The organism is Rhodobacter maris (assembly GCF_900217815.1).
Classification (GTDB): domain Bacteria; phylum Pseudomonadota; class Alphaproteobacteria; order Rhodobacterales; family Rhodobacteraceae; genus Rhodobacter; species Rhodobacter maris.
Map to the genome: position 1 here is coordinate 129410 of NZ_OBMT01000006.1, position 24955 is coordinate 154364.

Sequence of the window (24955 nt, forward strand, 5' to 3'; positions counted from 1 at the left end):
CCATCTCGATGGCGCCACTCTCTGCCCGCACGGGGGCCGCCGCAAGGGCGTTTGCACCGCCTCAGCGGGGCATTTCAACCACGTTCACGCCGGGGATCTGCGCGCGCGCGAGCGCAACAAGATGCGCGTGATGGGTGAAGAGAATGGCTTGCCCGACCGTGCCGATCCCCGCGCAAAGGGTCAGCGCGGCGCGGGCGCGGGTGTCGTCAAACGTTTCCATGATATCGTCGAGGATCATCGGCAGCGGCCCCGCCTCGCGGGCAAAGTTGCGATACCCGGCCAGACGAAGCGCGAAATAGAGCTGCCCCATCGTCCCCGTCGACATCATCTCGACCGGCACCGGCGTGCCATCGGGGCGCAACCCCACGAGCTTGTCGCCTGCCGCCTCGGACCAGACATCGACCCCCGTCCAGGCCGGCGCGGTCATTGCCACGAAAGCCGCTTCGACATCGCGCAGCATGCTCGATCGCCGCTCGGCGGCAAGCCGGCGCAGCGCGCCCCGCGCCGCCAGAACGCCCAGCTGCGCGAGCGCCGCAGCGCGTGCCCCCTCGCGCAGTTCCTCCAGCACAACGGCCTGTTCGGTGACGAGGTCACCGCGCTCGGCGGCGCCGAAAGCCTCGCGCCAGAGCCGGTCCGCCTCGACCTTGACATCGCGTGCCCGGTCGCGCTCGGCTTGTGCCTCCGCGAGCGCCCGGGCCAGCGCCTCGGCCCGGCTCGGGTCGGGAAGCCGCCTCTGCTCCGCCTCGAAAAGCGCTGCATCAACCCCCGCGCGCGCCGCTGCGCGACGCGCGTTTGCGGCGCGCAATTCGGTGCGCAGATTGTCGCGCTGGCCCAGTGCCGCGATGCGCTGCGCCGGCGCAAGCGCGCCTCCCTCCTGGCCCTCGAAAGCGGTGGCGAGCGCAGCCTGCGCGGCCCGCAGCTCCATCTGCGCGGCCTCAAGGCTCGCGCGCGCCTCGGCTTCTGCGGCGGCCTCGGCGGTGCGCGCACGCGCCTGCACCTGCGCCGAGGCAAGACGCAGGCGGGCGGTGTCGATGAGCGCAAGCGGGTCGTCCGGATCGCGGCCGAGGATCCGCGCGATCTGGGTGCTTCCCGCTGCAAGGGCGGCGATCGCTCCGCTCAGCGCTTCGATGCGTTGCGCAAGCGCCCCGGTTTTTTCTTCCAGACGCTGGAGCGCGCGCAGATCGGGCAGGGCGGCCAGCACCGCTTCAGCGTCGCGCTGCGGCAGTGCCAGCGGGCGAGTGAGCCCGGCCAGCGCCTGATCGGCCTCTTCGCGGGCCACTGCCGCGGCCGCGCAGGCGGCCGTGAGTTTTTCCAGCGCCTGCGCGTCGGCCTGCCAGCGGGTCCAGGCGCTGCGCATTGGCGTCTGCATCACGAGTGCCGCCTCGGCGCGGGGCGCAAGGGTGTCGGGCGTGGCCTCGATCTCCGCGGCGGCGGCCGCCGCCGAGAGCGCGGATGCGGCGCGGGCGCGCTGTGTCGCCGCGGCTTCGTAGGCTGCCTGCGCCGCCTCGACCGCCGCCGCCGCCGCCGCCGCTGCGGTGAGCGCGGCGTGGCGGGGGGCGAGCGCTTCGGGCGCGGTTTCCGGCGCGAGGCCGAGCGCCGTCGCAAGGCGCCGGGCCTGCGCGTCGTGTTCGGAAACTGCGTGCGATGCCGCGCGCGTCACCGCCGCGGCGGTTTGCGCGCGCGCTTCGGCAAGTGCCAGCGTGCGCTCTGCCTGTGCCAGAGCCTGCCGCGCCTCGGCGCCGGTCAGATAATGCGCGCGCGCCGCATCGTCGGCCTGCATCGCCGCGGCAAAAGCCTCTGCCGTCGTGGCCTCGAGGGCGGCCCGATGGCGGGTCCAGGCCTGATCGCGGAGGCGCCGCGTCACTTCGATCTGCGCAGCATCCGTGCTTTCGGGCGCGGCGCGGACGGCGGCGCAAAGCGCCTGCGCTTCAGCATATTCCGCCGCGCGGGCCTGCCCGTCGCGCTCGGCGGTGACCAGATCGGCCCGCGCCGCCGAAATCGCCTGCACCAGGTGCACAAGCGTCTCCGGGGCGGGCAAACCGGCGGCAACCCGCGCCGACCAGTCAGCCGGCAGCGCCGCACTCGCGGTGCCAAGCTGGGCTCGCGCCTGCGCAAGCCGCTCTTCTTCCCGGGTGAGATCGGCCCGGGTGGAAAACTGGCGCAACGCCGCCTCGAGCGTGGAAAGATCTTTGGGCGCAGCAGGTTGCACGCCGATTTTCGCTTTTGCCTCCGCATGGGCCGCGCGCAGGTTTTGCTCTTTTTGCGCGGCGTCCCGGGCCTGTTGCGCGGCCGCGCCCAGTGCTTCGAGCGCGGCCGGGGTCAACGCCAGATCTGCCGCCGCGGGCAGGTCCAGCCGGTTGCGCAACGCCGTGCGCTGCGCGTCGAACGTGGCCTGCTCCGCCTGGCGGCGCGCCAGATCCGTGCGGGCGGTGGCCGCGCGCGCCGTCAGCGGTGCGTCGTCGAGCTGCAAGGCATCGAGCCGGTCAAGCGCGAGGGCGAGGGCGGCGGCCTGCGGGTCTTCGGGATGCGCAGCAAGCGCGGTCGCATGGCGCGCGGCCTTGGTCTCGGCCTCGTGAGCGCGGGCTTCCTGCGCGCTGATGGTGGCGAGAAGCGCCGCCACCCGCTCGGCGGTGCCGGGGGCCAGATCCGGCCCGGCGGGGAGCTGGGCAAGCTGCATTTCGAGCTGCGCAATCCCGGCGCTTTCGTGCTGCCAGATCGCGGCGGCCGCCCCTGCGGCCTGCGCATTGCGCGCGCCGATGAGCGCGGCCTCGGCGGTCTCGAAGGCGGTTTGGGCTTGCGCCCGTGCCGCGCCAAGGCGGTCGGCGCGGTCGGGTGTCAGCCGGGCGGCGCGCAGCTCGGCGGCGATCTGGGCGAGGCGCTCCTTGCCGGCGCGCAACACGCCGGAGCGGGCCCCGCGGCGGTGAAACGCATCGCTTTTTGCTGCCAGCCCGGCCAATGTCCCCGCCATCGAGGTCAGTCCTGACATGCCGGCATGAAGAAGCTGGCCCAGATCGCCCTGCGCGCCCGCGATCCGCGCGCCGCCCGCCCGCAACCCTGCATCGTCGAGCGAGAACCGCTCCAGATAGGCCTCGCGGCCGAGCCCGTGAAGCGCCGCGGCAAGGAGTGCTTCATCCACCGGGCGGCCCTCGGCATCGGTCAGGGATTGCGCGCGCTTGCCGGTACGGCGCAGCACGATGGGGCCGCGCCCGGGCAGATCGAGCTCCGCGCCAATCAGCAGATCGGCCCGGTCGAAGCGGAAGGCATAGCGATGCTCGCGCGTCTTCATGCCGTAGAGAAGTTCGAGGAAGGCATTGAACGCGGTAGATTTTCCGGCCTCGTTCGGGCCGTGGATCAGGGTGACGTCGGGGCTGCCGGCCGGCGGTGCGGGCAGGCTCAGCCGGGCTTCGTGGAAGCGACCGTAGCGGATCAGATCGAGCCGGTTGAGCCGCATCAGCCGTCCTCCGGCCGCGCTGCGTCGCGGTGGAGTTCCGCGCTGACCTCGCCCAGAGCTGCGCTCAGCAGATCGTCGAGTGCAGTTTCGGCCAGGTCCTCGGCGATCTCGCGCGGCAGCGCCTGACGTAACTCTGCCAGAATCTCGCGTGCGGCTTGCCGAAAACCGGGTTCGGCCGTTTCGGCGCGCATCAGCCGGATCAGATCATCCGTTTGCGCCGCGGTGCCCGGGGCGCGGGGCGGATCGATGCGGCGCAGCTTGTCGATATGCACCTGATCGACATCCTCGCAGAGCGCTGCCGCGAGCGCTGCAAGCTCCGCCTCGCTCTGCTTCGCACTCGCAAGCGTGAGCCGCAGCGCGGTTTCCTGCGCCGGGCTCTGCGCGGCCAGAAGGGCGTCACGCACCGCCTGCGCGCGTTCGCTCTGGTCGGCGCAGCCGCTCAGATCGGGCCGGGCCTCGACGAAGCGCAGCCGCGCGACGGGATGCCAGACAAGCTCCGGCGGGCCCTCCCCGAGCGTGACGAGCGCCACAGAGCCGCCGTGGCGCTCCCCAAAATGGCGCGGCTGGGGAATGCCGGGCATCACGGCGAGCACATCGCCCGCGCGGCGCGCAAAGGGCGCATGGATATGGCCAAGACACCACAGGTTGTAGCCCTGTGCCATCAGCGCGGCCTCGGCGCAGGGGGCATAGGGATCATGGCCCGGCGCGCCTTCCAGCGAAGTATGCATGAGCCCGACATTGCGCCGCCCCGGGCTCGGCGGCGGATAGTCCGGCAAGAAGCTTGCCTGCTGATGGCCCCTCTCGAAGGAGAGGCCATGAAAGGCGACCCCGCCGATCTCGACCGTGGGGCGGGCGCGTTCGAGCAGGTGGATTTTCGGGCCGAGCGCCCCCTGCGCCGCATGGTCGAGCAGCGCATCGTGATTGCCGCGGATCAGCACCGTCTCGACCCCGGCCGCCGCGGCGCGGGCGAGTTGCGCGATCAGAAAGGCACGGATTTTCAGATCCGGCTCGGCACTGTCGAACACATCGCCCGCAAGTACGAGCACATCGACCCGCTCCGAGATCGCCAGTGCAACGATATCGGACAGGCTGTCGCGGCTTGCCTGCCTGAGGCTTGCGCCCAGCACCGGGTTGCGCAATGCCGCCGAGCGGATCGGCGCGCCCAGATGGATATCGGCGGTGACAAGAAGGCGCATCGGATCCAGCGGTTGCGAGAACTTGCGCCAGTATGGAAGCAAGCCTCGGGCGAGGCAATGGGCCGGGCGCGAAGACGCCCGGCCCGGAGCTCAAACGTCGCGGCGGCGGGCCTTTTCGCGGCTCGCATGGCGGGTCATGCGGCCAAAGGCGCGGTCGCGGGCATGGGCCTCCGCGAGGGTCTCGGAGTTGTAGCGATCCTCCCGGTCAAGCTTTTGCCAGCGGGTGAGCCGCTCCGGGGCGAGCTGCCCTTCGGCAATCGCGGCCTGCACCGCGCAGCCCGGCTCATGCGCGTGGCGGCAATCGGCAAAGCGGCAGGTTGCGGCGAGCGCGGTGATATCGTCGAAGGTCGCGGCGACGCCTTCTCCCGCATCGCTCAGCCGCAACTCCCGCATGCCGGGCGTGTCGATCAGCCAGCCGCCTGCGGGCATCGCTAAAAGATGACGCGCGGTGGTGGTGTGGCGCCCCTTCGCATCATTTTCGCGGATGCCTGCCGTCGCCGCGGCGCCCCCCGTGAGCGCATTGGCGAGCGTAGTCTTGCCCACGCCCGAAGAGCCGAGCAGCGCCACCGTCTGCCCCGACCCGCACCAATCGGCCAGCGCCGCGCCGGGGGCGCGTGCATCGATCTGGCAGCAGGCCACGCGCGGGTCGATGGCGGCGGCGCGCGCGCTCCAGGCCTCTGGTTCGGCGCTCAGATCGGCCTTGGTGAGCACGAAAACGGGCCTCACCCCCGCGCTTCGCGCCAGTGCAAGGTAGCGCTCGAGCCGGGCGGGGTTGAAATCGGCATTGCAGGAGGTGGTGATGAAGAGCGTGTCCACATTTGCCGCAATCAGTTGGCGCGCGGCCCCGGTGCCCGCGGCGCGGCGCGCCAGCAGGCTGCGCCGCTCCAGCGGGCGGATCAGCCGCGTGCCATCCGAGAGCCCCCAATCGCCCACGGCCAGCGCCGCGGTGGTGCCCTGCGCGGGCGGGAGCAGGCTTTGCGCGCCGCCTGGCGTGCGCACGTCGAGCCGGTTGCGATGCACCGCCGCGATGCGGCAGGGGGTGAGGGTGGCAAGCTCTTCGAGCGAGAGCTGGCGCATGAAGTCAGCAGCCCAGCCGAGCGCGGCGAGCGTGAGCGTGTCGGTCAATGGAATATCCTCGCAAGACACTGAAAGACGGGCGCCAAAATGGCGCCGACGGCCGTCAGGGGGCGAGGCGGTCGCGGGTCAGCCCGTCAGAACGCCCCGGCCCGGAGGCTCACAAGATCCGACATATCCCCTCCTTGCAATGCGAATGCCCGATCCTACCCCGTTTCGCGCCTCAGGGCCAGCACCGGAACACCGCTCGCCCAGATCGGCTCAAAGCGCAGCCGTTCCCCTTCATCTTGCTGCAAATATCCTGGGGGGTCCGGGGGGCAACGCCCCCCGGCGGGTCGCTTCGGCCCTGCCGAAGCGAAAGACTCACCCCTCCCGCGTGCTCCGCGCATGGAAGATGAAACCAAGGAAGTTCAGGAGCACCTGGGCCGCAAGGATCTGGGTCGCGCCCGAGGGGTCGTAATCGGGGGCCACCTCGACGAGGTCGATCCCCACCACCTCATGGCGCCTGGCCACACCCTGCAAGATCTCGAGCACCTCGTAATAGAGAAACCCGCCATGCGAGGGCGTGCCGGTGCCCGGCGCGATCGAGGGGCAAAACCCGTCGATGTCGATCGTGACATAGATCCGCGCGCCCTCGGGCAGCCGCGCCAGCACGCCTTCGGTGCCAAGCCGCCGCACCTGCCGCACGCTCAGAATATCGTCGCCCATCGCGCGCGCGGCCTCATAGCCGTCTTTCGCGGTCGAGGACACATTGCGGATGCCGAGCGCGGTGATGCCCTCCACATAGTCCTTTTCCGCCGCGCGCCGCATCGGGTTGCCATGGCCATGGCGCACGCCGTGGCGCACATCGACAAAATCCAGATGCGCATCGATCTGCAAAATATGGATCGGGCCCTGATCGTCAAAGGCGCGGATGCAGGGAATGTTGATCGAATGATCGCCGCCGATCACCACCGGCAGCGCGCCGGCCTTCAGCATCGCGCGCACCCCGGCCTCGATATTGGCATGGCTCGCCTCGGTATCGGTATGAACGATGTCGGCATCGCCGATATCGACGATGCGCACGCTCTCGGGCAGATAGGTCGCATCATCCTCATGGTCATAAGCGCCGGCATGGCCAAAGGAAAAGAGCGTCGAGGCCTCGCGCACCGCGCGCGGGCCAAAGCGCGCGCCCGCCCGGAACTGGGTGCCAAAATCGAAAGGCGCGCCCATCACCGCGACATCGGCCTCGATCTTCGTCCAATCCGCCACATAGGGCCGCTTGCCGAATGTGGAAATGCCGACGAAGGGCAGGTTCAGCCGCCCCGTCTCATAGCCGTGTTGCGCCATCTCTGATCTCCTTGCCGGTGGCTTTATCTGTCGCAATCTCTCCCTTGGCCGGGAGCTTTCCCTTTGGCGCGAAATATTGCAAGTTGCCCCGAAGCACAGATCATCGAGGTCACAGATGGCTCCCGTTCCGCCCGAGCTGATGCCCCCGCCCGCCGCGCCCGGAGGGCTGTGGCGGCGCACCCCGCCCGCGATCTTTCCGCCGCTCATGGGCCTCTTGGGGCTCATGCTGGGCTGGCGCCGCGCCGCCGCCGCCCTCGATCTGCCCGCGGCCCTACCCGATCTGGCAATCGGCGCGGCCACGCTGCTCGCGCTCTTCACGCTTGTCGCCTATCTGGGCAAGATGGCGCGCCGCCCCGCCGTGGCGCTCGAGGATCTGAAGATCCTGCCCGGACGGGCCGGTCTCTCGGCGGCGGTGCTCTCGATCTACCTGCTGGCCATCGGCATCGCACCCTTTGCCGCGCCGGGCGCGCGCGCCGTCTTCGGGCTCGGGCTCGCCTTCCATGTGATCCTGACCGTGGCGATGCTCCTGACCCTGCTCAAGGGCCCGCCCGAGCAGCGCCGCGTCACCCCGGTCTGGCATCTGACCTTTTCGGGCTGGATCGTCGCCGCGCTCGCCGCGCTTTCGCTGGGAAACATGCTGCTCGCCACGCTGTTCTTCTGGGCGGCGCTGGTCTTTGCGGTCGGCATCTGGACGGTGTCGCTCAGCCAGTTCGCCCGCGCAAGCGTGCCCGCACCTTTGCGCCCGCTTCTCGCGATCCACCTTGCGCCGGTGGCGCTTTTGGGCACGGTTGCGGTCGGGCTCGGGGCCGAGACACTGTCGATGCTCTTTGGCGCCGCCTCGGTGGTGCTTCTCGCGGTGCTCGCGGGGGCAGCCTTTTGGCTCCTCAAGGCCGGGTTCTCGCCGTTCTGGGGCGCGCTGACCTTTCCGATTGCGGCGACGGCAAACCTCTGGCTCGCGCTCGGAGGGCTTTGGCAGCTCGCGGGGATGGCGGCGCTCGCGCTCGCCACTGCGGTGATCCTGCCGATCGTGCTCCGGCTCTACAAGATGTGGGCGAAGGGCGAGCTGGCCGCGAAAACCGGCGCTGCCACGGCCTGAGGGGTTGCATCGCGGCCCGGTCCATGAAACAGGGACGTGCCAACCGTTCCCTGCCGATGGAGACCCCCATGCAGATTCGCGAGGCCCTCACCTTCGATGACGTGCTTCTTGTTCCGGCCGCATCCAGCGTGCTGCCGTCGACGGCCGATGTCTCGACCTTCGTGACGCGGTCAATTCGGCTCAATATTCCGCTTCTGTCCTCGGCGATGGATACGGTGACCGAAGGCAAGATGGCGATCGCGCTCGCGCAAGCGGGGGGGATGGGGGTGATCCACCGCAACCTGAGCGTCGCGCAGCAGGAAGCGGAAGTCCGCCGCGTCAAGCGGTTCGAATCGGGTATCGTCTATAACCCGATCACGCTCACCGCCGATCAGACCCTCGCCGATGCGAAAGCGCTGCGCGAGCGGTTCAACGTCTCGGGCTTCCCGGTCGTCGATGCGGCGGGCAAGGTCGTGGGCATCGTCACCAACCGCGACATGCGCTTTGCCACCGATGACGCCACCCCGGTGCGTGCGATGATGACCTCCGACAATCTCGCCATGCTGCAAGAGCCCGCCGACCGCGAGGAGGCGATGAGCCTGATGAAGGCGCGCCGGATCGAGAAGCTTTTGGTGGTGAATGCCGAGGGCAAGCTCACCGGCCTCCTGACGCTGAAAGACAGCGAACAATCGGTGCTGCACCCCTTGGCCTGCAAGGACGAGAAGGGGCGGCTGCGCGTCGCCGCCGCCTCGACCGTGGGCGATGCGGGCTATGAACGGTCCTGCGCGCTGATCGACGCGGGCTGCGATCTGATCGTGATCGACACCGCGCATGGCCACTCCGAGGGCGTGGCGAAGGCGGTGGAACGGGTGAAGGCCTACAGCTCGCATGCGCAGGTGGTGGCGGGCAACGTCGCTACTGCCGAGGCAACGAAGGCGCTCATCGGCGCGGGCGCGGATGCGGTCAAGGTCGGCATCGGGCCGGGCTCGATCTGCACCACCCGGATCGTGGCGGGTGTCGGCGTGCCGCAGCTCACCGCGATCATGGATGCCTGTTCAGGCGCGGGCGATATTCCGATCATCGCCGATGGCGGGATCAAATATTCGGGCGATTTCGCCAAGGCGATCGCTGCGGGCGCAAGCTGCGCGATGGTCGGCTCGGCGATCGCGGGCACCGATGAAAGCCCCGGCGAGGTGATCCTTTACCAAGGCCGCTCTTACAAGAGCTATCGCGGCATGGGCTCGCTTGGTGCGATGGCGCGCGGCTCGGCGGACCGGTATTTCCAGAAAGATGCGGCTTCCGACAAGCTCGTCCCCGAAGGGATCGAGGGGCAGGTGCCCTACAAGGGCCCGGTCGCGGCGGTGCTGCACCAGATGGTGGGCGGGCTGCGCGCGGCGATGGGCTATACCGGCAATGCCACGGTCGATGCGATGCGCGGCGGCTGCCAGTTCGTGCGCATCACCGGCGCGGGGCTGAAGGAAAGCCATGTGCATGACGTGCAGATCACCCGCGAAAGCCCGAATTACCGGATCGGCTGATCCGCGCCGCTTGCGGGCATCGCGAAAGGCCGGGGCGCGCGGGCGCGCCCCGGCCTTTACATTTGGCGGACCGGTGGCAAACCGGGCGGGCCGCCGGCGCCAGCGCCGGTGACGGGGGGCGCGGCAAGAGCGGTCTGCCCCCCCCCGCCAGCGCTGCGGCATCATGCCGGATTTACGAAAAAAGCGATGCTGCATCTGCACCTGTCTCGCCCCTGAAACAGGTGAGGCATGTCCGTGGCACAAACCGGCTATGCAAGAATCGCGAAGGGGCGCACTCTCTGAGCATCAACTTGCCCCGGGAGGGGGCCTGACCATCAGGGAGGAAACGATGGCCAACGACATGCCGCACGCATTCAACGGGGTGATGGTGTCGCCCTTCAAGCCGCGCTACGAGAATTTCATCGGCGGCAAATGGACCCCGCCGGTGAGCGGCCAGTATTTCGACAACATCACGCCGATCACCGGCGAGAAAGTGTGTGAAGTGGCGCGCTCGGGCGCGGCCGATGTCGAACTCGCCCTCGATGCTGCCCATGCCGCGAAGGGCGAATGGGGCACCACCTCGGCCGCGCATCGCTCGAATGTGCTGCTGAAGATCGCCGACCGGCTCGAGGAAAACCTCGAATTGCTCGCCGCCGCCGAAACCTGGGACAACGGCAAGCCGATCCGGGAGACCACCGCCGCGGACATCCCGCTGTCGGTCGACCATTTCCGCTATTTCGCGGGGGTGCTGCGCGGGCAGGAAGGCTCGATGTCGGAGATCGACAACGACACCGTCGCCTATCATTACCATGAGCCGCTCGGTGTGGTGGGCCAGATCATCCCGTGGAACTTCTCGATCCTGATGGCGGCCTGGAAACTGGCGCCGGCGCTTGCGGCGGGCAACTGCATCGTGCTCAAACCCGCCGAGCAGACCCCGGCCGCGATCATGGTGCTGATTGACGTGATCAAGGATCTGCTGCCGCCCGGCGTTCTCAACATCGTCAACGGCATGGGCCCCGATGTCGGCGCGCCGCTGGCCCGCTCCACGCGCATCGCCAAGATCGCCTTCACCGGCTCGACCGAGACCGGCCGCAAGATCATGCAATATGCGACCGAAAACCTCATTCCGGTGACGCTGGAGCTTGGCGGCAAGTCGCCGAACATCTTCTTCTCGGACGTGATGGCGAAGGATGACGCCTTCCTCGACAAGGCGGTCGAAGGCTTCGTGCTCTTTGCCTTCAACCAGGGCGAGGTCTGCACCTGCCCCTCGCGTGCGCTCATTCAGGAGGACATCTACGAAGAGTTCATCGCGCGCTGCATCGCCCGCGTTCAGGCGATCAAGCAGGGCGACCCGCGCTTGATGGAGACGATGGTCGGCGCGCAGGCGAGCCAGGAGCAGCAGGACAAGATCATGTCCTACCTGACGATCGGCCGCGAAGAGGGCGCGCAAGTGCTCTGTGGCGGTGATGCGGCGCGTCTTGGCGGCGACCTTTCGAACGGCTTTTACATCCAGCCGACGATCCTCAAAGGCCACAACAAGATGCGTGTGTTCCAGGAAGAAATCTTTGGCCCGGTCGTTTCGGTCACCACCTTCAAAGACGAGGACGAGGCGCTCCATATCGCCAATGACACGATGTACGGCCTCGGCGCCGGCGTCTGGTCGCGCGACATCAACACCTGCTACCGCTTTGGCCGCCACATTCAGGCGGGCCGCGTCTGGGTCAACAACTACCATGCCTACCCGGCGCATGCGGCCTTTGGGGGCTACAAGCAATCCGGCATCGGCCGCGAGACCCACAAGATGATGCTCGATCACTATCAGCAAACCAAGAATATGCTGGTCAGCTACAACCCGAACAAGCTGGGCTTCTTCTGATCCCTCCCCGCCCGGCTTTTTGGCCGCTTCCCTTGCGGGGGGCGGCCTTTGGCGAATGAGGTCTGCGACATTGTGTCCATTGCGATACTTGCGCGCACCAATCCGATATTAGGGAAATCAGCCTAGGGTCTGCGCCATCTTGCTCAGGAGATCGCTATGACCCTTCGCAAACAGATCCTGCTTTTACCTGTGGTTGCCGCTCTGATCGGCGTTGTTCTTGTGTCTGGCGGGATGGGTCTCGTTGGTCGGCAGACGATCGCCACGGCTTATGAAAACGAGCGCAAGGTCGCGGAAGAGACGCTGCGCCTCGCCCTGATCGCCAAGGAAACCGAAGCGCTCTCGATGGCGCGCGTCTTTGCCGGCATTCCCGCGCTGCAAGAGGCGCTCGCCCGGGGCGATGACAGGACGATCGAGGCGATGCTGACGCAGAGCTACACCGATCTGAAGGCCCAGACCGGGCTCAAGCAGTTGCAGTTCCACACGCCCCCCGCCACCTCGCTCATTCGGCTGCACAAGCTCGACAAGCGCGGCGACGATCTGAGCCCGTTCCGGCAGACCGTGGTCGATGCCAACCGTGACCATATCTCGGTGATGGGGCTCGAGCGCGGCGTCGCGGGCGTGGGCGCGCGCGGCATTGCCGCGGTGAGCTGGCAGGGGGAACATGTCGGCACCGTCGAGGTGGGCTTCGACATGGATCAGAATTTCCTTGGCGAAATGGCCGCCAACACCGGCGATGTGTTCGAATATTATGTCGTGCCGAGCGCGGCGGTTGCCGCCTCGACCGGTGCGGAACTGGCCACGATCGAACGCAAGGCGGCGACCACGGAGGCGCCGCCGATGCTCGATGCCGATCAGATCGCACAGGTGATGGCGACCGGCGCGGTCGATATCGAGCAGGATTTCGGCGGCGTGGCCCATGTTGGCCGGGCGATTGCGGTGAAGGATTTTGCTGGCAACGTCGCGGGAATTTATGTCGTGGCGGCGCCGAATGAGCTGGCGGCGCAGATGCAGGCCTCCGAGATCCGCATGATGAGTGCGGCCGTGGTCGCGGCGCTGGTGCTCGCACTTGGTTTTGCCTGGGGCTACGGGCGCCGGATCGTCAATTGCATCGCGCGGATGGCGCACACCACCCGCGCGATTGCCGAAGGGGGCACGGATGTGGAGGTGCAGGGACTGCACCGCAGCGACGAGATCGGTGATATGGCACGCGCGCTGCAGGTGTTTCAGGCCAATCTCGCGGAAAACGCTCGCATGCAGGCCGTGCTGAAAGCTGAGGAAGCCGCGCTGCAGGCAGCGGAAGCGGCGCGGGCCGCGCAGGAAGTGCAAGCGCGGGCCGAGCGCGAACAGGCCGAGGCCGAGATGCAGGAGCGCCGCCGGCTGCGCGAGATCGCGGCGCAGGAAGAGGCGGCGCGTCAGGCCGCCGCGGCCGAGGCGCGGCTGGCCGATCAGGAACGCATCGTGACGATGCTGGGCAAGGGGCTGGAAGCGCTCGCGGAAGGCAATCTCGCCTATGCGATCACCGAGCCGCTGCCGGGCGATTACGACATCTTGCGGCAGAACTTCAACGCCGCGGTGACCCAGCTTTGCGCCGCGCTGTGCCAGATCGACGATACCGCGCTGCGCGTCGAGGCTGAGGCCGGGCGACTTGCGGGCGCCTCAAGTGCGCTTGCACAGAATGCCGAGCGCAATGCTGCCTCGCTCGAAGAGACGGCGGCCGCGTTGAACGAGCTCACGAGTTCGGTGTCCTCGGCGGCCGAGGGCGCGGTGACGGCGCGGCGCATGGCCGATACGGCGCGCAAGAATGCCGAGAACGGGGCGCAAGTGGTGCAGGATGCGGTGGCGGCGATGGCCGAGATCGAGACCTCGTCGGAATCGATCTCGCGCATCACCCATGTGATCGAGGAAATCGCCTTCCAGACCAACCTTCTGGCGCTCAATGCCGGGGTGGAGGCGGCGCGGGCAGGCGAGGCGGGGCGCGGCTTTGCCGTGGTCGCCTCGGAGGTGCGGGCCTTGGCGCAGCGCGCTTCGGATGCGGCCCGCGAGATCTCCGAATTGATCTCCACCTCGACCAGTCAGGTGCAGGGCGGCGTGAAACTTGTCGGGCGCACCGGCACGGCCCTCAAGGAAATCCTGACTTCGGTGACGGATATCCACAGCCGGATGGGCGAGATCGCGTCTTCCGCCGAGGAACAGGCGCGCGGCATTGCCGAGATCAATGGCGCGGTGACGCAGCTCGACCAGACAACCCAGCATATTGCCGAGATGACCGATCAGGCCGCCTCCTCGGGGCGTGCGCTGGCGGGCGAGGGTTCGGAGCTGCGCGAAACGGTGGAGAAATTCGACCTTTCGCGTGATGGCGCGGGCGCGGCAGAGGCCGCCTGATCCGCGAAGACAAAGAGGGGCGCCTTCGGGCGCCTCTCCTGTTTCAGTGCAGCTTCTCGGCGTTTTGATATTTTGCGTTTTTCTTCAGCGTCTTGGCATGGTTCGAGATCCAGTCCATCGCCGCCAGAAGCACGCCAGAGACGACAAAGACCAGATGGATCGTGATCATCCAGATGATCTTTTCTTTCGGGTATTTGTCGAGATCCATGAACACCTTGAGCAGGTGGATCCCCGAAATCGCCACGATCGAGGCGACGAGTTTCAGCTTCAGCGTCGAGAAATCGACCTCGCCCTGCCAGTCCGGCCGGTCCTCGTGGTCGGCAGTGTCCATGCGCGAGACGAAATTCTCGTAGCCAGAGAAGATCACGATCAGGAGCAGGTTTGCCGCAAGGCTCAGGTCGATCAGCGAGAGTGCACCCATCACCGCGTGGTCGACATCGAGCTGCGGGATTTCGAGGATGAAGTGGTAAAGCTCGAGCATGAAGGCCCAGAGCAGGATGGCGAGTGTGCCGACAAGGCCCAGATACATCGGCGCCATCAGCCAGCGGCTGGCAAACAGTACCCGTTCGATTGCGCGTTCCATGAAAATCCCCGGTCAGAATGGTGTGCCGCAGAGATAGCGGCCCACGGGGACGCTGCAAAGGGGGCTCAGCCGCCGCGACGAAATGCCGAGGGGGTCTTGCCCGTGCGGGTCTGGAAGGCGCGGGTGAAATAGGCGGCCGAGGTGAAGCCGAGGCTGGCCGCGATGTCCTTAACAGGGGTGCGGGTCTCTGTGAGCAGCCGGCGTGCTTCGTACAGGCGGCGGTCCTGCAGCAGCTCCGAGGCGGCGCGGCCGCAATTGGCGCGGCAGGTGCGGGTGAGATGCGTGGCGGTGACACCAAGGCTCGCAGCATAATCGGCCACGCCATGCCCGGTGCGGAAATCGCGCTCAAGAAGGGCGGTGTAACGCGCGACGAGCTTGCGGCCGCGCCCGCCGGCGGCGGCGCGCGCCTCTTCGGGCTGGGCGGCGGTCTGACGTTCGAGCGCGACGCTCAGAAGGCCGAGATAATGGCTCGCCGCGCGCTCGGCGCCCGGGCGGCCGCTGTCGAGCTCACGCCCGGCGGAATCGATCAGCCCGGTCATCTCGCCCTGCGTGGCGGTATCGCGGATGCGCAGATGCTGCGCCGCATGGGGCAGGGTCAGATCGGTATTGCGGCCAAAGAACACCGCCATCCCGTGCGTCTGCAACCCGACCTCGAAGGCATGCATGACCCCGGGCGGCAGGAACACGGCCGTATGGGGGCCGTAACCGCGGGTGACGCCGCCGAGCGTGATCCGGCCCTGACCGCGGGTGAACCACAAGAGGCAAGGCTCGGAATGCGCCCGCATCGCCTCCACGCGCCACCGGCCCCCCTGGGCAAGCCGCGCCAGCGGCACCACGCGGGGCGCCGAGGGCGCCTCGGGCAGAAGCGTGACGCTTGCGCGGCGCAGCCGTGCGGGCGCCTCAGGGCGAACGGAGGGGTCTTGCTGCGCGGCGGGCGCAAGCGGGGGCGTCGAGAAGAGTTTCACGGGTGAGGTCCGGCAGCTTTGATCGCGTGAAGAATAGGGCCGAGAAACTTGTAATTTCAACGAAAATTATTGTGACGGCAGAGAGGGCTCAGACCCGCTCCATCTTGTGCCAGCGGGCCATCCGGGCACGAAACCATGTGCGCTGGCGTTTGGCATATTGGCGCGAGGCGGCCTGCGTGCGCGCGATGGCCTCCGCAAGCGGGATCTCGCCGCGCAGATGGGCGACGAGCTCCGGCGCGCCGATCGCGCGCGCCCAGAGCGCTTCGGGCGCCCAGAAGGGGAGCATGGCGCGCACCTCTTCGAGCGCGCCCGCGCCCAGCATCGCCTCGAAGCGGCGGTCGATCCGCGCGGCAAGCGCGTCGCGCCCCACCTGCAACAGCAAGGGGGTGCAATCGGAAAGCGGCAGGAGCGGGGGCGGCGTCGTGTCTTGCCACTGCGCAAGGCCGCGGCCGGTGGCGCGCATCACCTCCCAGGCGCGCTGCACGCGCATCGGGTTGCGCGGATCGATGCGGGCCGCGGTGGCGGGGTCGAGTTCCGAAAGCATGCCCTCATGCCCCTCGGCTTCGCGTCGCGCATCGGCCATCTTGCGGATCTCGGGCGGGGTCTCGGGGATCTCCGCGAGGCCCTCGGTCAGCGCCGTGAAGTAAAGTCCGGTGCCGCCCACGATGATCGGCCGCGGCCCGGCACCTGACCGGAATGCAGCAAGAATGGGCGCAACTTCCCGCAACCACGCGCCGACGGAATAATCCTCGCCCGGCGCGCGATGCCCGTAAAGCAGGTGGGGGGCGCGCGCCTCTTCTTCTGCCGAAGGCCGTGCCGAGAGCACGCGCCAGCAATTCCAGACCTGCAGCGCATCGGCATTCACCACCACGCCCCCGGATTTTTCTGCGATTTCAAGCGCCAGCGCTGATTTGCCGCTGGCGGTCGCGCCCGCCAGCAGAACCGGGCGATCTGCGGGCAGGGCGGCAATATCTGCGAGCGGCTCGGTCACGGGGCGATCCTGAAACGTGCGGGGCGGGTTGTCAGCGTCCGCCATTTGCGACATTTTGCGCGCCAAAGACAACCCGGATCAGATCGAGGACCGCGATGAGCGATGAAGCCGCGCCGAGCGTGAAATACAAACGTGTGATGTTGAAGATTTCCGGTGAGGCATTGATGGGCGATCAGGGCTACGGGCTGCATCCGCCCACCGTTGCGCGCATCGCCCGCGAGGTGAAATCGGTTCACGACATGGGCGTCGAGATCTGTATGGTGATCGGCGGCGGCAACATTTTCCGTGGGCTGGCCGGTTCGGCGCAGGGGATGGAGCGCACCACGGCGGATTACATGGGCATGCTCGCCACGGTGATGAACGCGCTCGGCATGCAGGCGCAGCTTGAGGCGCTCGGCATCCACACCCGCGTGATCTCGGCGATTCCGATGGATCAGGTCTGCGAGCCCTACATTCGCCGCCGCGCCGTGCGCCACCTCGAGAAAAAGCGCATCTGCGTTTTCGCTGCGGGCACCGGCAACCCCTATTTCACCACCGATACCGCGGCGACGCTGCGCGCCAACGAGATGAATTGCGAGGCGATCTTCAAGGGCACCAAGGTCGATGGCGTCTATGACAAGGATCCAAAGAAGTTCGCGGATGCCAAGCGCTACGACACCGTGAGCTATGACGAATGCCTGCAAAAGAACCTTGGCGTTATGGATGCCTCGGCGATTGCGCTCGCGCGCGACAATGCGCTGCCGATCATCGTCTTCTCGCTCGACGAGCCGGGCGGCTTCCGCGGCATCCTTGCGGGGCAGGGCACCTATACGCGGGTGCAGGGCTGAGTCCGGCGCAATCGCGCCGACAGGCCAGAAGAGCCACTCATCCGGGCCGGGTGCGCGCGCTTGGCCCCTATCCAAGGCCGCGCCATGCGGCTAAGAAGAAACCGACTGACAAGACCGGGGAGAGCCCATGTCCGACGAAATCGAAATCGATACCGATGATCTTGAGCGCCGCATGGAAGGGGCGATGCATTCGCTCAAGCACGAATTCGGCACGCTGCGCACGGGGCGCGCCTCGGCAACGATGGTCGAGCCGATCATGGTCGACGCTTACGGCTCGCTGACGCCGATCAACCAGGTCGGCACGATCAACGTGCCCGAGCCGCGGATGGTGACCATCAACGTCTGGGACAAGGGGCTGATCGCCAAGGTGGAAAAGGCGATCCGCGAGTCGGGTCTCGGGATCAACCCGCAGACGAACGGGCCGATCATCATGCTGCCGATCCCCGAGCTGAACGAGGAGCGCCGCCGCGAGCTGACCAAGGTCGCCGCGCAATATGCCGAGCACGCCCGGGTGGCGGTGCGCAATGTGCGCCGCGACGGCATGGACCAGATCAAGAAGGCGAAAGGGAACGGCATGTCGGAAGACGACGTGAAGTTCTGGGAAGCCGAGGTCGAGGAACTGACCAAAAAGCATATCGGCCTTGTCGACAAGGCGCTGGAAGAAAAGCAGGCGGAGATCATGCAGGTCTGAGACCTGCGCGAGAGCCGGCATCAGGGGCGTTCAGCGCGCTCGGAAAGGCAGATCATGGCCGCGACCAAGCCGACCCGGGCTTCGGCCTCCGCTCCGGTTTCCGGGCCGGGAGAGGATTCCGGGACCGGCATCACCGATCACGGCGTGCCGCATGTCGCGATCATCATGGACGGGAACGGCCGCTGGGCGAAGGAGCGCGGCTGGCCGCGGCTCGTCGGCCACCGGCGCGGCGCCGAGCGGGTGAAGGAGATCACCCGCGCCTGCCCCGACATGGGCGTGAAATGGCTCACCGTCTATGCCTTCTCGACCGAGAACTGGAAGCGCTCGACCGAGGAAGTGCTTGGCCTGATGGCGCTTTTCGCGCGCTATATCCAGCGCGAGGCGGATGCGCTTTCGGCCGAGGGCGTCCGGATGCGCTTCATCGGCGACCGGGCGCCGCTCGACCCGAAGCTGTCGGCGTTGATGTCGGGGATCGAGGCGCGCACGGCCAACAACGGAAGGCTGAACCTGACGGTGGCGATCAATTACGGCGGGCGTGACGAGCTTGTGCGTGCCGCGGCCCGGCTCGCCGCGCAGGCCGCCGAGGGCCGGATCACCCCCGAGGAGATCAGCCCGGCGCGGCTCGAGAGTTGCCTCGACACCGCCGATCTGCCGGACCCGGATCTGGTGATCCGCACCTCGGGCGAGAGCCGCACCTCGAACTTCCTGCCCTGGCAGGCAGCCTATGCGGAATATGAATTCACTCCGACCCTCTGGCCCGATTTTACGCCGGCCGAGCTTTCGGGCATTCTCGCGCGCTTCGGTGCGCGCGAGCGGCGCTTCGGCGGGGTGACCGGATGAGCGCGAACTGGTCGGATCTGCGCGCGCGCACGCTTTCGGGCCTTGCGATGGTTGCGGTGGGGGCCTTTGCGATCTGGTCGGGCGGGATCGTCTTTGGCCTTCTGGCCGTGCTTGTCGTCACGCTGATGGTCTGGGAACTCGCGGCGATGACCACGCCCGAAGGCACATCGGGCACGCAGGCAAAAGGGCTTGCCGCGCTAGCAGGCGGCCTGACGCTTTTGGTGCTGTTTTTGCCCAACGCGATCACCCGGATCGCGCTTTTGCTGCCGGTGATCATCGGCACGCTGATGCCGCGGCGGGACCGGACGATTTTCGCCTCCTATGCGTTTTTCGTGATGGCGACGGGCTATGCGCTGATCATGCTGCGCGGCTGGGTCGGCGCGCTCGGCATCCTGTGGCTCGTGGCCGTGGTCGTGATCTCGGATGTGGCGGGCTATTTTGCGGGAAGGGCGCTTGGCGGGCCGAAATTCTGGCCCCGCGTCTCTCCCAAAAAGACATGGTCGGGCACGGTTGCGGGCTGGATCGGCGCGGCGGGCGTGGGGGCGCTGTTCTGGGCGCTCGGGATGGGCTCCTGGGTTCTTGTGCCGCTCTCGCCCTTGATCGCGCTGGCGGGGCAGATGGGCGACATTGCCGAGAGCGCGATCAAGCGCCGCATGGGCGTGAAGGACAGCTCCGCCCTTATTCCCGGGCATGGCGGGCTTCTGGACCGGTTCGATGCGCTGATTGGCGCAGTTTCCATTCTGCTGCTGATCTATCCTTTATTGCCCCGGAATTTCTTCGGAGGATAAGTCATGCGTCGCGTATCGGTTTTCGGAGCCACCGGCTCGATCGGGGTAAATACGCTTGACCTGATCGGGCGTCGGCCCGGGGCGTTTCAGGTCGTGGCCCTGTCGGGCGGGCGCAATGTGAAGCTGCTCGCCCAGCAGGCGCGGCAGTTCAACGCCGAGATCGCCGTCACCGCGCATGAAGACTGCCTTGAGGAATTGCGCGAAGCGCTCGCGGGCGCTGGTACCGAAGTGGCGGCCGGCAAGGATGCCCTAATCGAGGCGGCCTTGCGCCCGGCCGACTGGGTGATGAGCGCCATCGTTGGCGCTGCGGGGCTGGCGCCGGGCTTTGCCGCGCTCTCGCAGGGCACGACGCTGGCGCTGGCCAACAAGGAATCGCTCGTCACCGCCGGGCCGCTTTTGCTCGCCGAAGCGCAAAAGCACGGCGCGCGCATCCTGCCCGTCGACAGTGAGCATTCGGCGGTGTTTCAGGCGCTCGTGGGCGAGGATTATGCCGCGGTCGAGCGGGTGATCATCACCGCCTCGGGCGGCGCCTTCCGCGACTGGCCGCTTGAGAAGCTGAAGGAGGCCACCGTCGCGCAGGCCTCCACCCATCCGAACTGGGCCATGGGCCAGCGCATCACCATCGATTCCGCCTCGATGTTCAACAAGGCGATGGAACTCATTGAGACAAAGGAATTCTTTGGCTTTCCGCCGGAGATGATCGAGGCCGTTGTGCACCCCGAGTCGATGATCCATGCGCTGGTGGGCTTCAAGGATGGCGCACTGATGGCGCATCTGGGCGCGCCCGACATGCGCCATGCGATCGGCTATGCGCTGAACTGGCCCGAGCGCGAGGATCTGCCGGTGAAGCGGCTCGATCTCGTTGAAATCGGCAAGCTCACCTTCCGCAAGGCCGATGAGGCGCGCTTTCCGGCGCTGCGGCTCGCGCGCGAGGTCATGGCCACCGGCGGCACGGCGGGCGCGGCCTTCAACGCCGCCAAGGAAGCGGCGCTTGATGCCTTCATCGCCGAGGAGATCGGCTTTCTCGACATGGGGGCACTTGTTACCGCGGTGCTCACGGAGATGTCGGCCCGTCATGGGCTTGGAAAACCGCTCGAGAACCTCGATATGGTCTACCAGACCGATGCCACGGCGCGCGCGCTCGCGCGTCAGGTGATCCCGAGCCTAAGGACCTGACCCTTGGAATTTCTGCCCGATTTCGGCAACCTGCTTTACACCATCATCGCCTTCGTCCTGGCCCTTTCGGTCATTGTGACGGTGCATGAATATGGCCATTACATCATTGGCCGGATCTGCGGCATCAAGGCGGAGGCCTTCTCCATCGGCTTTGGCCCGACGCTGGTGAGCCGGCGCGACCGGCATGGCACGGTCTGGAAGGTCTCGGCCTTTCCGCTCGGCGGCTATGTGAAGTTTCTGGGCGATGCCAATGCCGCCTCGGCGGGCGCCGACAGCGGCGCGATGGCGGGCATGAGCGCCAAGGAGCGGCGCCACACCATGCATGGCGCGCCGCTCTGGGCGCGGGCGGCGACCGTGGCGGCGGGACCGGTGTTCAACTTCATCCTCTCGATTGCGGTCTTCGGTCTGGCGATCCTGTGGCAGGGCACACCGGTGACGCCGCCGCAGGTGGCGTCTTTGGTGGCGCTGCCGCAAGGCTCGGGCGATCTGCGCCCGGGTGATGAAGTGCTGGCGATCGCGGGCGTTTCGCTCGACGATTACTCCGGCCTGCGCGACGTCGAGACGCCCGGCCAACCCTTCCTCGACTACCGCATCCGCCGCGATGGCACCGACATGGAGGTGCAGGGGCCGCAGATCGCGCCGCCGCGCGCCGAGCAGGTCGTGCCGCAATCGGCGGGCTATGAGGCGGGGATCAAGGCGGGCGACGTGATCACCGAGATCAACGGCACGCAGATCTGGCGATTCGAGGATATCGTGACCGCGGTCACGGCGGGCAAGGGCACGCCGCTTGCGCTTGGCATCTGGCGCCCCGATGCCGCCGATGCGACGGCGGGGACGGAGATTTCCCTCACCCTGACGCCGAAAATCATCGACATTCCGAAAGCCGACGGCAGCTTTGAGAGCGATTACAAGATCGGGCTTCTGGCGGGGATGGGCTTTACCCCCGCCACCGAAAGCCCCGGGCTCGGCACCGCGCTTCTGGGCGGGGCAAAGCAGACTTGGGCCACGATCACCGCCTCGGTCTCGGCGATCGAGCATATGGTGCTGGGGAAAATCTCGAGCTGCAACCTGCGCGGCGCGATCGGCATCGCCGAAGGTTCGGCGGCGGCGGCGAAATCGGGGCTCGCCGATTTCATCTGGTTCATCGCGCTCTTGTCCACCGCGGTCGGCTTCATCAACCTGATGCCGATTCCGGTGCTGGATGGCGGCCATCTGATGTTCCACCTCTGGGAGGGGATCACCGGCAAGCCGCCCTCGGACCGGATCATGTCGATGATGGTCTCGGTCGGGCTCGCGCTTGTGCTCGGTCTGATGGCCTTCGGGCTCTGGAACGATCTCTCCTGCTGAGTGGCAAGGCCCGGCCCGCGCCACGGCCGGGCCGATCCGGCCATAATCCCGCCGCAATGCTGCGCTAACCCGGTCAGGCAGTACAGGAGAGCGATGGGATGCCGACAGGTCTGGCCGAAAGCTATCGGGAATTGTCTCTGATCTGGGGGCTTGCGCAGGACCGGATTCTGGCGCCGCTTGCAATCGTGCTCGCCCTTGGCCTCGCCGTCGCGATCGACCCGCAGATCGAAACCTTGATCAAGACGACGCCTGCCCCCGCCTATCAACTCTGAGCGCGCCCGGCACCGGTTCCGACCGGTGGCCGGGTTTTCCGTCCCCCGCCCAAGGGGAGCCGGATCGCCGCCGCGACCGTTCAGCCGCTTTGACAAGGCCTGTCTTTCTCGCTAGTCACTGACAAGACAGAGCGAAAGGCCACGGGCGGGAGAGGGCAATGACGAAGCGGCGCAACGGCAAGGAACCCACCGGCACGACGCGGCGTCTGAGCCGGCATGCCGGGGCACTCGCCGCAACCACCCTGCTGGCCTTCGCCGTACCTGTGGCTTTTGTGGCCGCACCGGTGATGGCGCAAAGCTATCAGTTCCAGAAAGTCGTGATCGAGGGCAACGAACGCATCGAGCCGGAAACGATTCTCGGCTTTGCGGCGATCGGCAAGGGGCAGGCGCTCAGCGGGGGGGCGCTCAACGAGGCCTATCAGCGGTTGCAGGGCTCGGGGCTCTTCGAGAGCGTCGAACTGGTGCCGCAGGGATCGACGCTGGTGATCCGGGTGCACGAATTCCCGACCGTCAATGTCGTCGATTTCGAGGGCAACAAGATGCTCAAGGACGACAAGCTCCTTGAGATCGTGAAAACCCAGCCGCGCCGGGTGTTCTCGCCCGCGCTTCTTGAGGCCGATGCCGCCGCGCTCGCGGAGGGCTATGCCCAGGCCGGGCGCGTCAACGTGCGCGTCGATCCGAAAGTGATCAAGCGCGACGGCAACCGCGTCGATGTAGTGTTCGAGATCAGGGAAGGCATGGTCTCCGAGGTCAACCGCATCACTTTCACCGGCAACCGCGCCTATTCCGACCGGCGCCTGCGCGACGTGCTCGGCACGAAACAGGCGGGCATCCTGCACCGGCTCGTGCAGCGCGACAATTTCGTGCCCGACCGGATCGACCTCGACCGGCAGATGCTGACAGATTTCTACCGCTCGCGTGGCTACCCCGATGTTGAAGTGGCGGGCGTCTCCTCCGAGATGGGGCGCGACCGGGAGGGGTTTTACCTCACCTTCAACATCCGCGAGGGCCAGCAATATCATTTCGGCAAGACCTCTGTCGTCTCCGAGGTGAGCGAACTCTCCGCTGCGGATTTCGAGGATCAGGTGAAAATCCGCAATGGCGCGATCTATTCGCCCGCGGCGATTGACTATGCGGTGACACGGATGGAGGAGCTGGCGCTGCGCCAGGGCGCCAATTTCGTGCGCGTCGATCCGCGCATCACCCGCGACCCGCGCACCCAGACGCTGAATGTCGAATTCGCACTCGTGCGCGGTCCGCGCGTGTTCGTCGAGCGCATCGACATCGAGGGCAACACCACCACGCTCGACAGCGTGATCCGGCGCGAGTTCAACTCGGTCGAGGGCGATCCCTTCAACCCGCGCGAGATCAAGAACTCCGCCGAACGGATCCGCGCGCTCGGTTTCTTCTCCAAGGCCGACGTCGAATCCCGTCAGGGCTCGGGCCCCGATCAGGTGGTGGTCGATGTCAACGTCGAGGAACAGCCGACCGGCTCGCTGTCCTTCGGCGCGAGCTATGGCGCCTCGTCGGGTTTTGGCCTCAATGCCTCGCTTGAGGAGTCGAACTTCCTCGGCCGCGGCCAGTATCTCGGCGTCTCGATCGGCACCACCAAGGACAACCAGACCAACTCGATCGACTTCATCGAGCCGCATCTGCTCGGACGCGATCTGAAGGGGCGGCTCCAGCTGTGGTACAACACCACCGACACCGATTACGCCGATTACAACACGAAGAAGATTGGGATTACCCCGTCGATCGAGTTCCCGCTTGCGCGCAATTCGCGCCTTGAGTTGCGTTACACTTGGCAGCGCAACGAGATGAGCGGCACATATGGCTATGACGACTGCGTGGCGGACAATTCCGTTGCCGCCTGCGCCGCCAGCACCACCACGGAAAGCTGGTCTTCGCCGCTGATCGTGCGCGACGAGGGCGCGCGCACCAGCACCGGCCCGGGCTATACCTACACCTGGGATACCCGCCGCACCGGCATTGACCCGCGTTACGGCTTCACGTTCCGGATCAGCCAGGATCTCTTCGGCTTCGGAGGCGATGTCGAGGCCCTGCGCACGACCGCGCTTTTGCGCGCCGAACGCAAGGTGTTCCACGAGGACGTCACGCTGCGCGCTGAACTTGAGGGCGGCGCGATCGCGGCCCGCGGCGGCACCCAGCTCTCGGTGCTCGACCGGTTCTCGGGCTCGGGCAAGGTGCGCGGCTTCGAATCGAACGGCTATGGTCCGCGCGATACCGGCGCCCCGAACGAAGACGCGCTTGGCGGGAAATATTATGCCGCGCTGCGGCTCGAGACGGAATTCCCGCTGGGCGTGCCGGAGGAATATGGCATCCATGGCGGCGTGTTCTGGGACACGGGTTCCGTCTGGGGGCTCGACGATACTGCCGGGGCAAGCGGCACTGTCGATGACAGCATGAAGCTGCGCTCTGCGATCGGGGTCTCGGTGTTCTGGGATTCGGCGCTCGGCCCGCTGCGGCTGAACTTCTCGCATGCGATCAAGAAGGAAGACTACGACAATGTGCAGAACTTCGATCTGACAATCTCGACGAAGTTCTGAGCCGGCCG

Annotated in this window: 19 protein-coding genes; 12 read left to right on the plus strand and 7 right to left on the minus strand. The window is 67.1% G+C overall.

Annotated features, from left to right (window positions below; translation table 11 throughout):
- Positions 1 to 61: 61 nt before the first annotated feature.
- The 4 genes from CRO22_RS10445 to speB all read right to left on the minus strand — a co-directional run bounded on the left by CRO22_RS10445 (position 62) and on the right by speB (position 7050).
- Positions 62 to 3451, minus strand: coding sequence for an AAA family ATPase (locus CRO22_RS10445; protein ID WP_097070086.1), 3390 nt, complete (start codon positions 3449 to 3451; stop codon positions 62 to 64).
- Positions 3451 to 4647: a metallophosphoesterase family protein gene (locus tag CRO22_RS10450; protein WP_141399437.1), complete on the minus strand. Its 1197-nt coding sequence runs from the start codon at positions 4645 to 4647 to the stop codon at positions 3451 to 3453. Before CRO22_RS10450 ends, CRO22_RS10445 begins: the two co-directional genes overlap by 1 nt.
- A gap of 90 nt (positions 4648 to 4737) precedes the next feature.
- Positions 4738 to 5772, minus strand: coding sequence for a ribosome small subunit-dependent GTPase A (rsgA, locus tag CRO22_RS10455; protein ID WP_217991891.1), 1035 nt, complete (start codon positions 5770 to 5772; stop codon positions 4738 to 4740).
- Positions 5773 to 6084: 312 nt separating this feature from the next.
- On the minus strand, positions 6085 to 7050 hold the full coding sequence (gene speB / locus CRO22_RS10460) for an agmatinase (RefSeq protein ID WP_097070088.1): 966 nt from the start codon (positions 7048 to 7050) through the stop codon (positions 6085 to 6087).
- 115 nt (positions 7051 to 7165) lie between these two features.
- Between speB and CRO22_RS10465 the strand changes: the two genes are divergently transcribed.
- The 4 genes from CRO22_RS10465 to CRO22_RS10480 all read left to right on the plus strand — a co-directional run bounded on the left by CRO22_RS10465 (position 7166) and on the right by CRO22_RS10480 (position 13900).
- A complete protein-coding gene (locus CRO22_RS10465) occupies positions 7166 to 8146 on the plus strand; it encodes a TDT family transporter (protein ID WP_097070089.1) in 981 nt (326 codons plus the stop codon).
- Positions 8147 to 8214: 68 nt separating this feature from the next.
- Positions 8215 to 9663, plus strand: a complete 1449-nt coding sequence (gene guaB / locus CRO22_RS10470) for an IMP dehydrogenase (RefSeq protein ID WP_097070142.1) — start codon at positions 8215 to 8217, stop codon at positions 9661 to 9663.
- A 328-nt stretch (positions 9664 to 9991) separates the two neighbouring features.
- Positions 9992 to 11518 (plus strand): aldehyde dehydrogenase, encoded by a 1527-nt coding sequence (gene adh, locus CRO22_RS10475; protein WP_176518614.1) that lies wholly within the window; start codon positions 9992 to 9994, stop codon positions 11516 to 11518.
- Between the two features lie 156 nt (positions 11519 to 11674).
- A complete protein-coding gene (locus tag CRO22_RS10480) occupies positions 11675 to 13900 on the plus strand; it encodes a methyl-accepting chemotaxis protein (protein WP_097070090.1) in 2226 nt (741 codons plus the stop codon).
- Positions 13901 to 13943: 43 nt separating this feature from the next.
- Here CRO22_RS10480 and CRO22_RS10485 read toward each other — a convergent pair whose 3' ends face one another.
- The 3 genes from CRO22_RS10485 to miaA form a co-directional block, all read right to left on the minus strand.
- Positions 13944 to 14483, minus strand: coding sequence for a TIGR00645 family protein (locus tag CRO22_RS10485; protein WP_097070091.1), 540 nt, complete (start codon positions 14481 to 14483; stop codon positions 13944 to 13946).
- A 65-nt stretch (positions 14484 to 14548) separates the two neighbouring features.
- On the minus strand, positions 14549 to 15448 hold the full coding sequence (locus CRO22_RS10490) for a helix-turn-helix domain-containing protein (protein WP_245860944.1): 900 nt from the start codon (positions 15446 to 15448) through the stop codon (positions 14549 to 14551).
- Between the two features lie 88 nt (positions 15449 to 15536).
- A complete protein-coding gene (miaA, locus tag CRO22_RS10495) occupies positions 15537 to 16484 on the minus strand; it encodes a tRNA (adenosine(37)-N6)-dimethylallyltransferase MiaA (RefSeq protein ID WP_097070092.1) in 948 nt (315 codons plus the stop codon).
- 50 nt (positions 16485 to 16534) lie between these two features.
- Here miaA and pyrH point away from each other — a divergent pair, with 50 nt between their 5' ends.
- The 8 genes from pyrH (at position 16535) to bamA (ending at position 24947) form a co-directional block, all read left to right on the plus strand.
- On the plus strand, positions 16535 to 17266 hold the full coding sequence (gene pyrH, locus CRO22_RS10500; RefSeq protein ID WP_097070093.1) for a UMP kinase: 732 nt from the start codon (positions 16535 to 16537) through the stop codon (positions 17264 to 17266).
- 127 nt (positions 17267 to 17393) lie between these two features.
- Positions 17394 to 17957 (plus strand): ribosome recycling factor, encoded by a 564-nt coding sequence (gene frr / locus CRO22_RS10505; protein ID WP_097070094.1) that lies wholly within the window; start codon positions 17394 to 17396, stop codon positions 17955 to 17957.
- A 165-nt stretch (positions 17958 to 18122) separates the two neighbouring features.
- The gene (gene uppS / locus CRO22_RS10510; protein WP_245860947.1) at positions 18123 to 18797 is read left to right on the plus strand and encodes a polyprenyl diphosphate synthase; all 675 of its coding nucleotides are present in this window, start codon (positions 18123 to 18125) and stop codon (positions 18795 to 18797) included.
- A complete protein-coding gene (locus CRO22_RS10515; RefSeq protein WP_097070096.1) occupies positions 18794 to 19585 on the plus strand; it encodes a phosphatidate cytidylyltransferase in 792 nt (263 codons plus the stop codon). The genes uppS and CRO22_RS10515 overlap by 4 nt, the downstream gene beginning before the upstream one ends.
- Before the next feature lie 3 nt (positions 19586 to 19588).
- On the plus strand, positions 19589 to 20761 hold the full coding sequence (dxr, locus tag CRO22_RS10520; protein ID WP_097070097.1) for a 1-deoxy-D-xylulose-5-phosphate reductoisomerase: 1173 nt from the start codon (positions 19589 to 19591) through the stop codon (positions 20759 to 20761).
- A gap of 3 nt (positions 20762 to 20764) precedes the next feature.
- Positions 20765 to 22108: an RIP metalloprotease RseP gene (rseP, locus tag CRO22_RS10525; protein WP_097070098.1), complete on the plus strand. Its 1344-nt coding sequence runs from the start codon at positions 20765 to 20767 to the stop codon at positions 22106 to 22108.
- Positions 22109 to 22206: 98 nt separating this feature from the next.
- Positions 22207 to 22380, plus strand: coding sequence for a hypothetical protein (locus CRO22_RS18860; RefSeq protein WP_176518616.1), 174 nt, complete (start codon positions 22207 to 22209; stop codon positions 22378 to 22380).
- A gap of 158 nt (positions 22381 to 22538) precedes the next feature.
- Positions 22539 to 24947, plus strand: coding sequence for an outer membrane protein assembly factor BamA (bamA, locus tag CRO22_RS10530; RefSeq protein ID WP_097070099.1), 2409 nt, complete (start codon positions 22539 to 22541; stop codon positions 24945 to 24947).
- Positions 24948 to 24955 lie beyond the last annotated feature (8 nt).

Excerpts from the sequence above, each read along its gene's own strand:
- CRO22_RS10485 (WP_097070091.1), bottom strand. The coding sequence starts at position 14,483 with ATGGAACGCGCAATCGAACGGGTACTGTTTGCCAGCCGCTGGCTGATG.
- frr (WP_097070094.1), top strand. The coding sequence starts at position 17,394 with ATGTCCGACGAAATCGAAATCGATACCGATGATCTTGAGCGCCGCATG.
- CRO22_RS10515 (WP_097070096.1), top strand. The coding sequence starts at position 18,794 with ATGAGCGCGAACTGGTCGGATCTGCGCGCGCGCACGCTTTCGGGCCTT.
- CRO22_RS10465 (WP_097070089.1), top strand. The coding sequence starts at position 7,166 with ATGGCTCCCGTTCCGCCCGAGCTGATGCCCCCGCCCGCCGCGCCCGGA.
- speB (WP_097070088.1), bottom strand. The coding sequence starts at position 7,050 with ATGGCGCAACACGGCTATGAGACGGGGCGGCTGAACCTGCCCTTCGTC.
- guaB (WP_097070142.1), top strand. The coding sequence starts at position 8,215 with ATGCAGATTCGCGAGGCCCTCACCTTCGATGACGTGCTTCTTGTTCCG.
- adh (WP_176518614.1), top strand. The coding sequence starts at position 9,992 with ATGGCCAACGACATGCCGCACGCATTCAACGGGGTGATGGTGTCGCCC.
- uppS (WP_245860947.1), top strand. The coding sequence starts at position 18,123 with ATGGACGGGAACGGCCGCTGGGCGAAGGAGCGCGGCTGGCCGCGGCTC.
- pyrH (WP_097070093.1), top strand. The coding sequence starts at position 16,535 with ATGAGCGATGAAGCCGCGCCGAGCGTGAAATACAAACGTGTGATGTTG.
- CRO22_RS10450 (WP_141399437.1), bottom strand. The coding sequence starts at position 4,647 with ATGCGCCTTCTTGTCACCGCCGATATCCATCTGGGCGCGCCGATCCGC.
- dxr (WP_097070097.1), top strand. The coding sequence starts at position 19,589 with ATGCGTCGCGTATCGGTTTTCGGAGCCACCGGCTCGATCGGGGTAAAT.
- CRO22_RS10480 (WP_097070090.1), top strand. The coding sequence starts at position 11,675 with ATGACCCTTCGCAAACAGATCCTGCTTTTACCTGTGGTTGCCGCTCTG.
- bamA (WP_097070099.1), top strand. The coding sequence starts at position 22,539 with ATGACGAAGCGGCGCAACGGCAAGGAACCCACCGGCACGACGCGGCGT.
- miaA (WP_097070092.1), bottom strand. The coding sequence starts at position 16,484 with ATGGCGGACGCTGACAACCCGCCCCGCACGTTTCAGGATCGCCCCGTG.
- CRO22_RS10445 (WP_097070086.1), bottom strand. The coding sequence starts at position 3,451 with ATGCGGCTCAACCGGCTCGATCTGATCCGCTACGGTCGCTTCCACGAA.
- CRO22_RS18860 (WP_176518616.1), top strand. The coding sequence starts at position 22,207 with ATGCCGACAGGTCTGGCCGAAAGCTATCGGGAATTGTCTCTGATCTGG.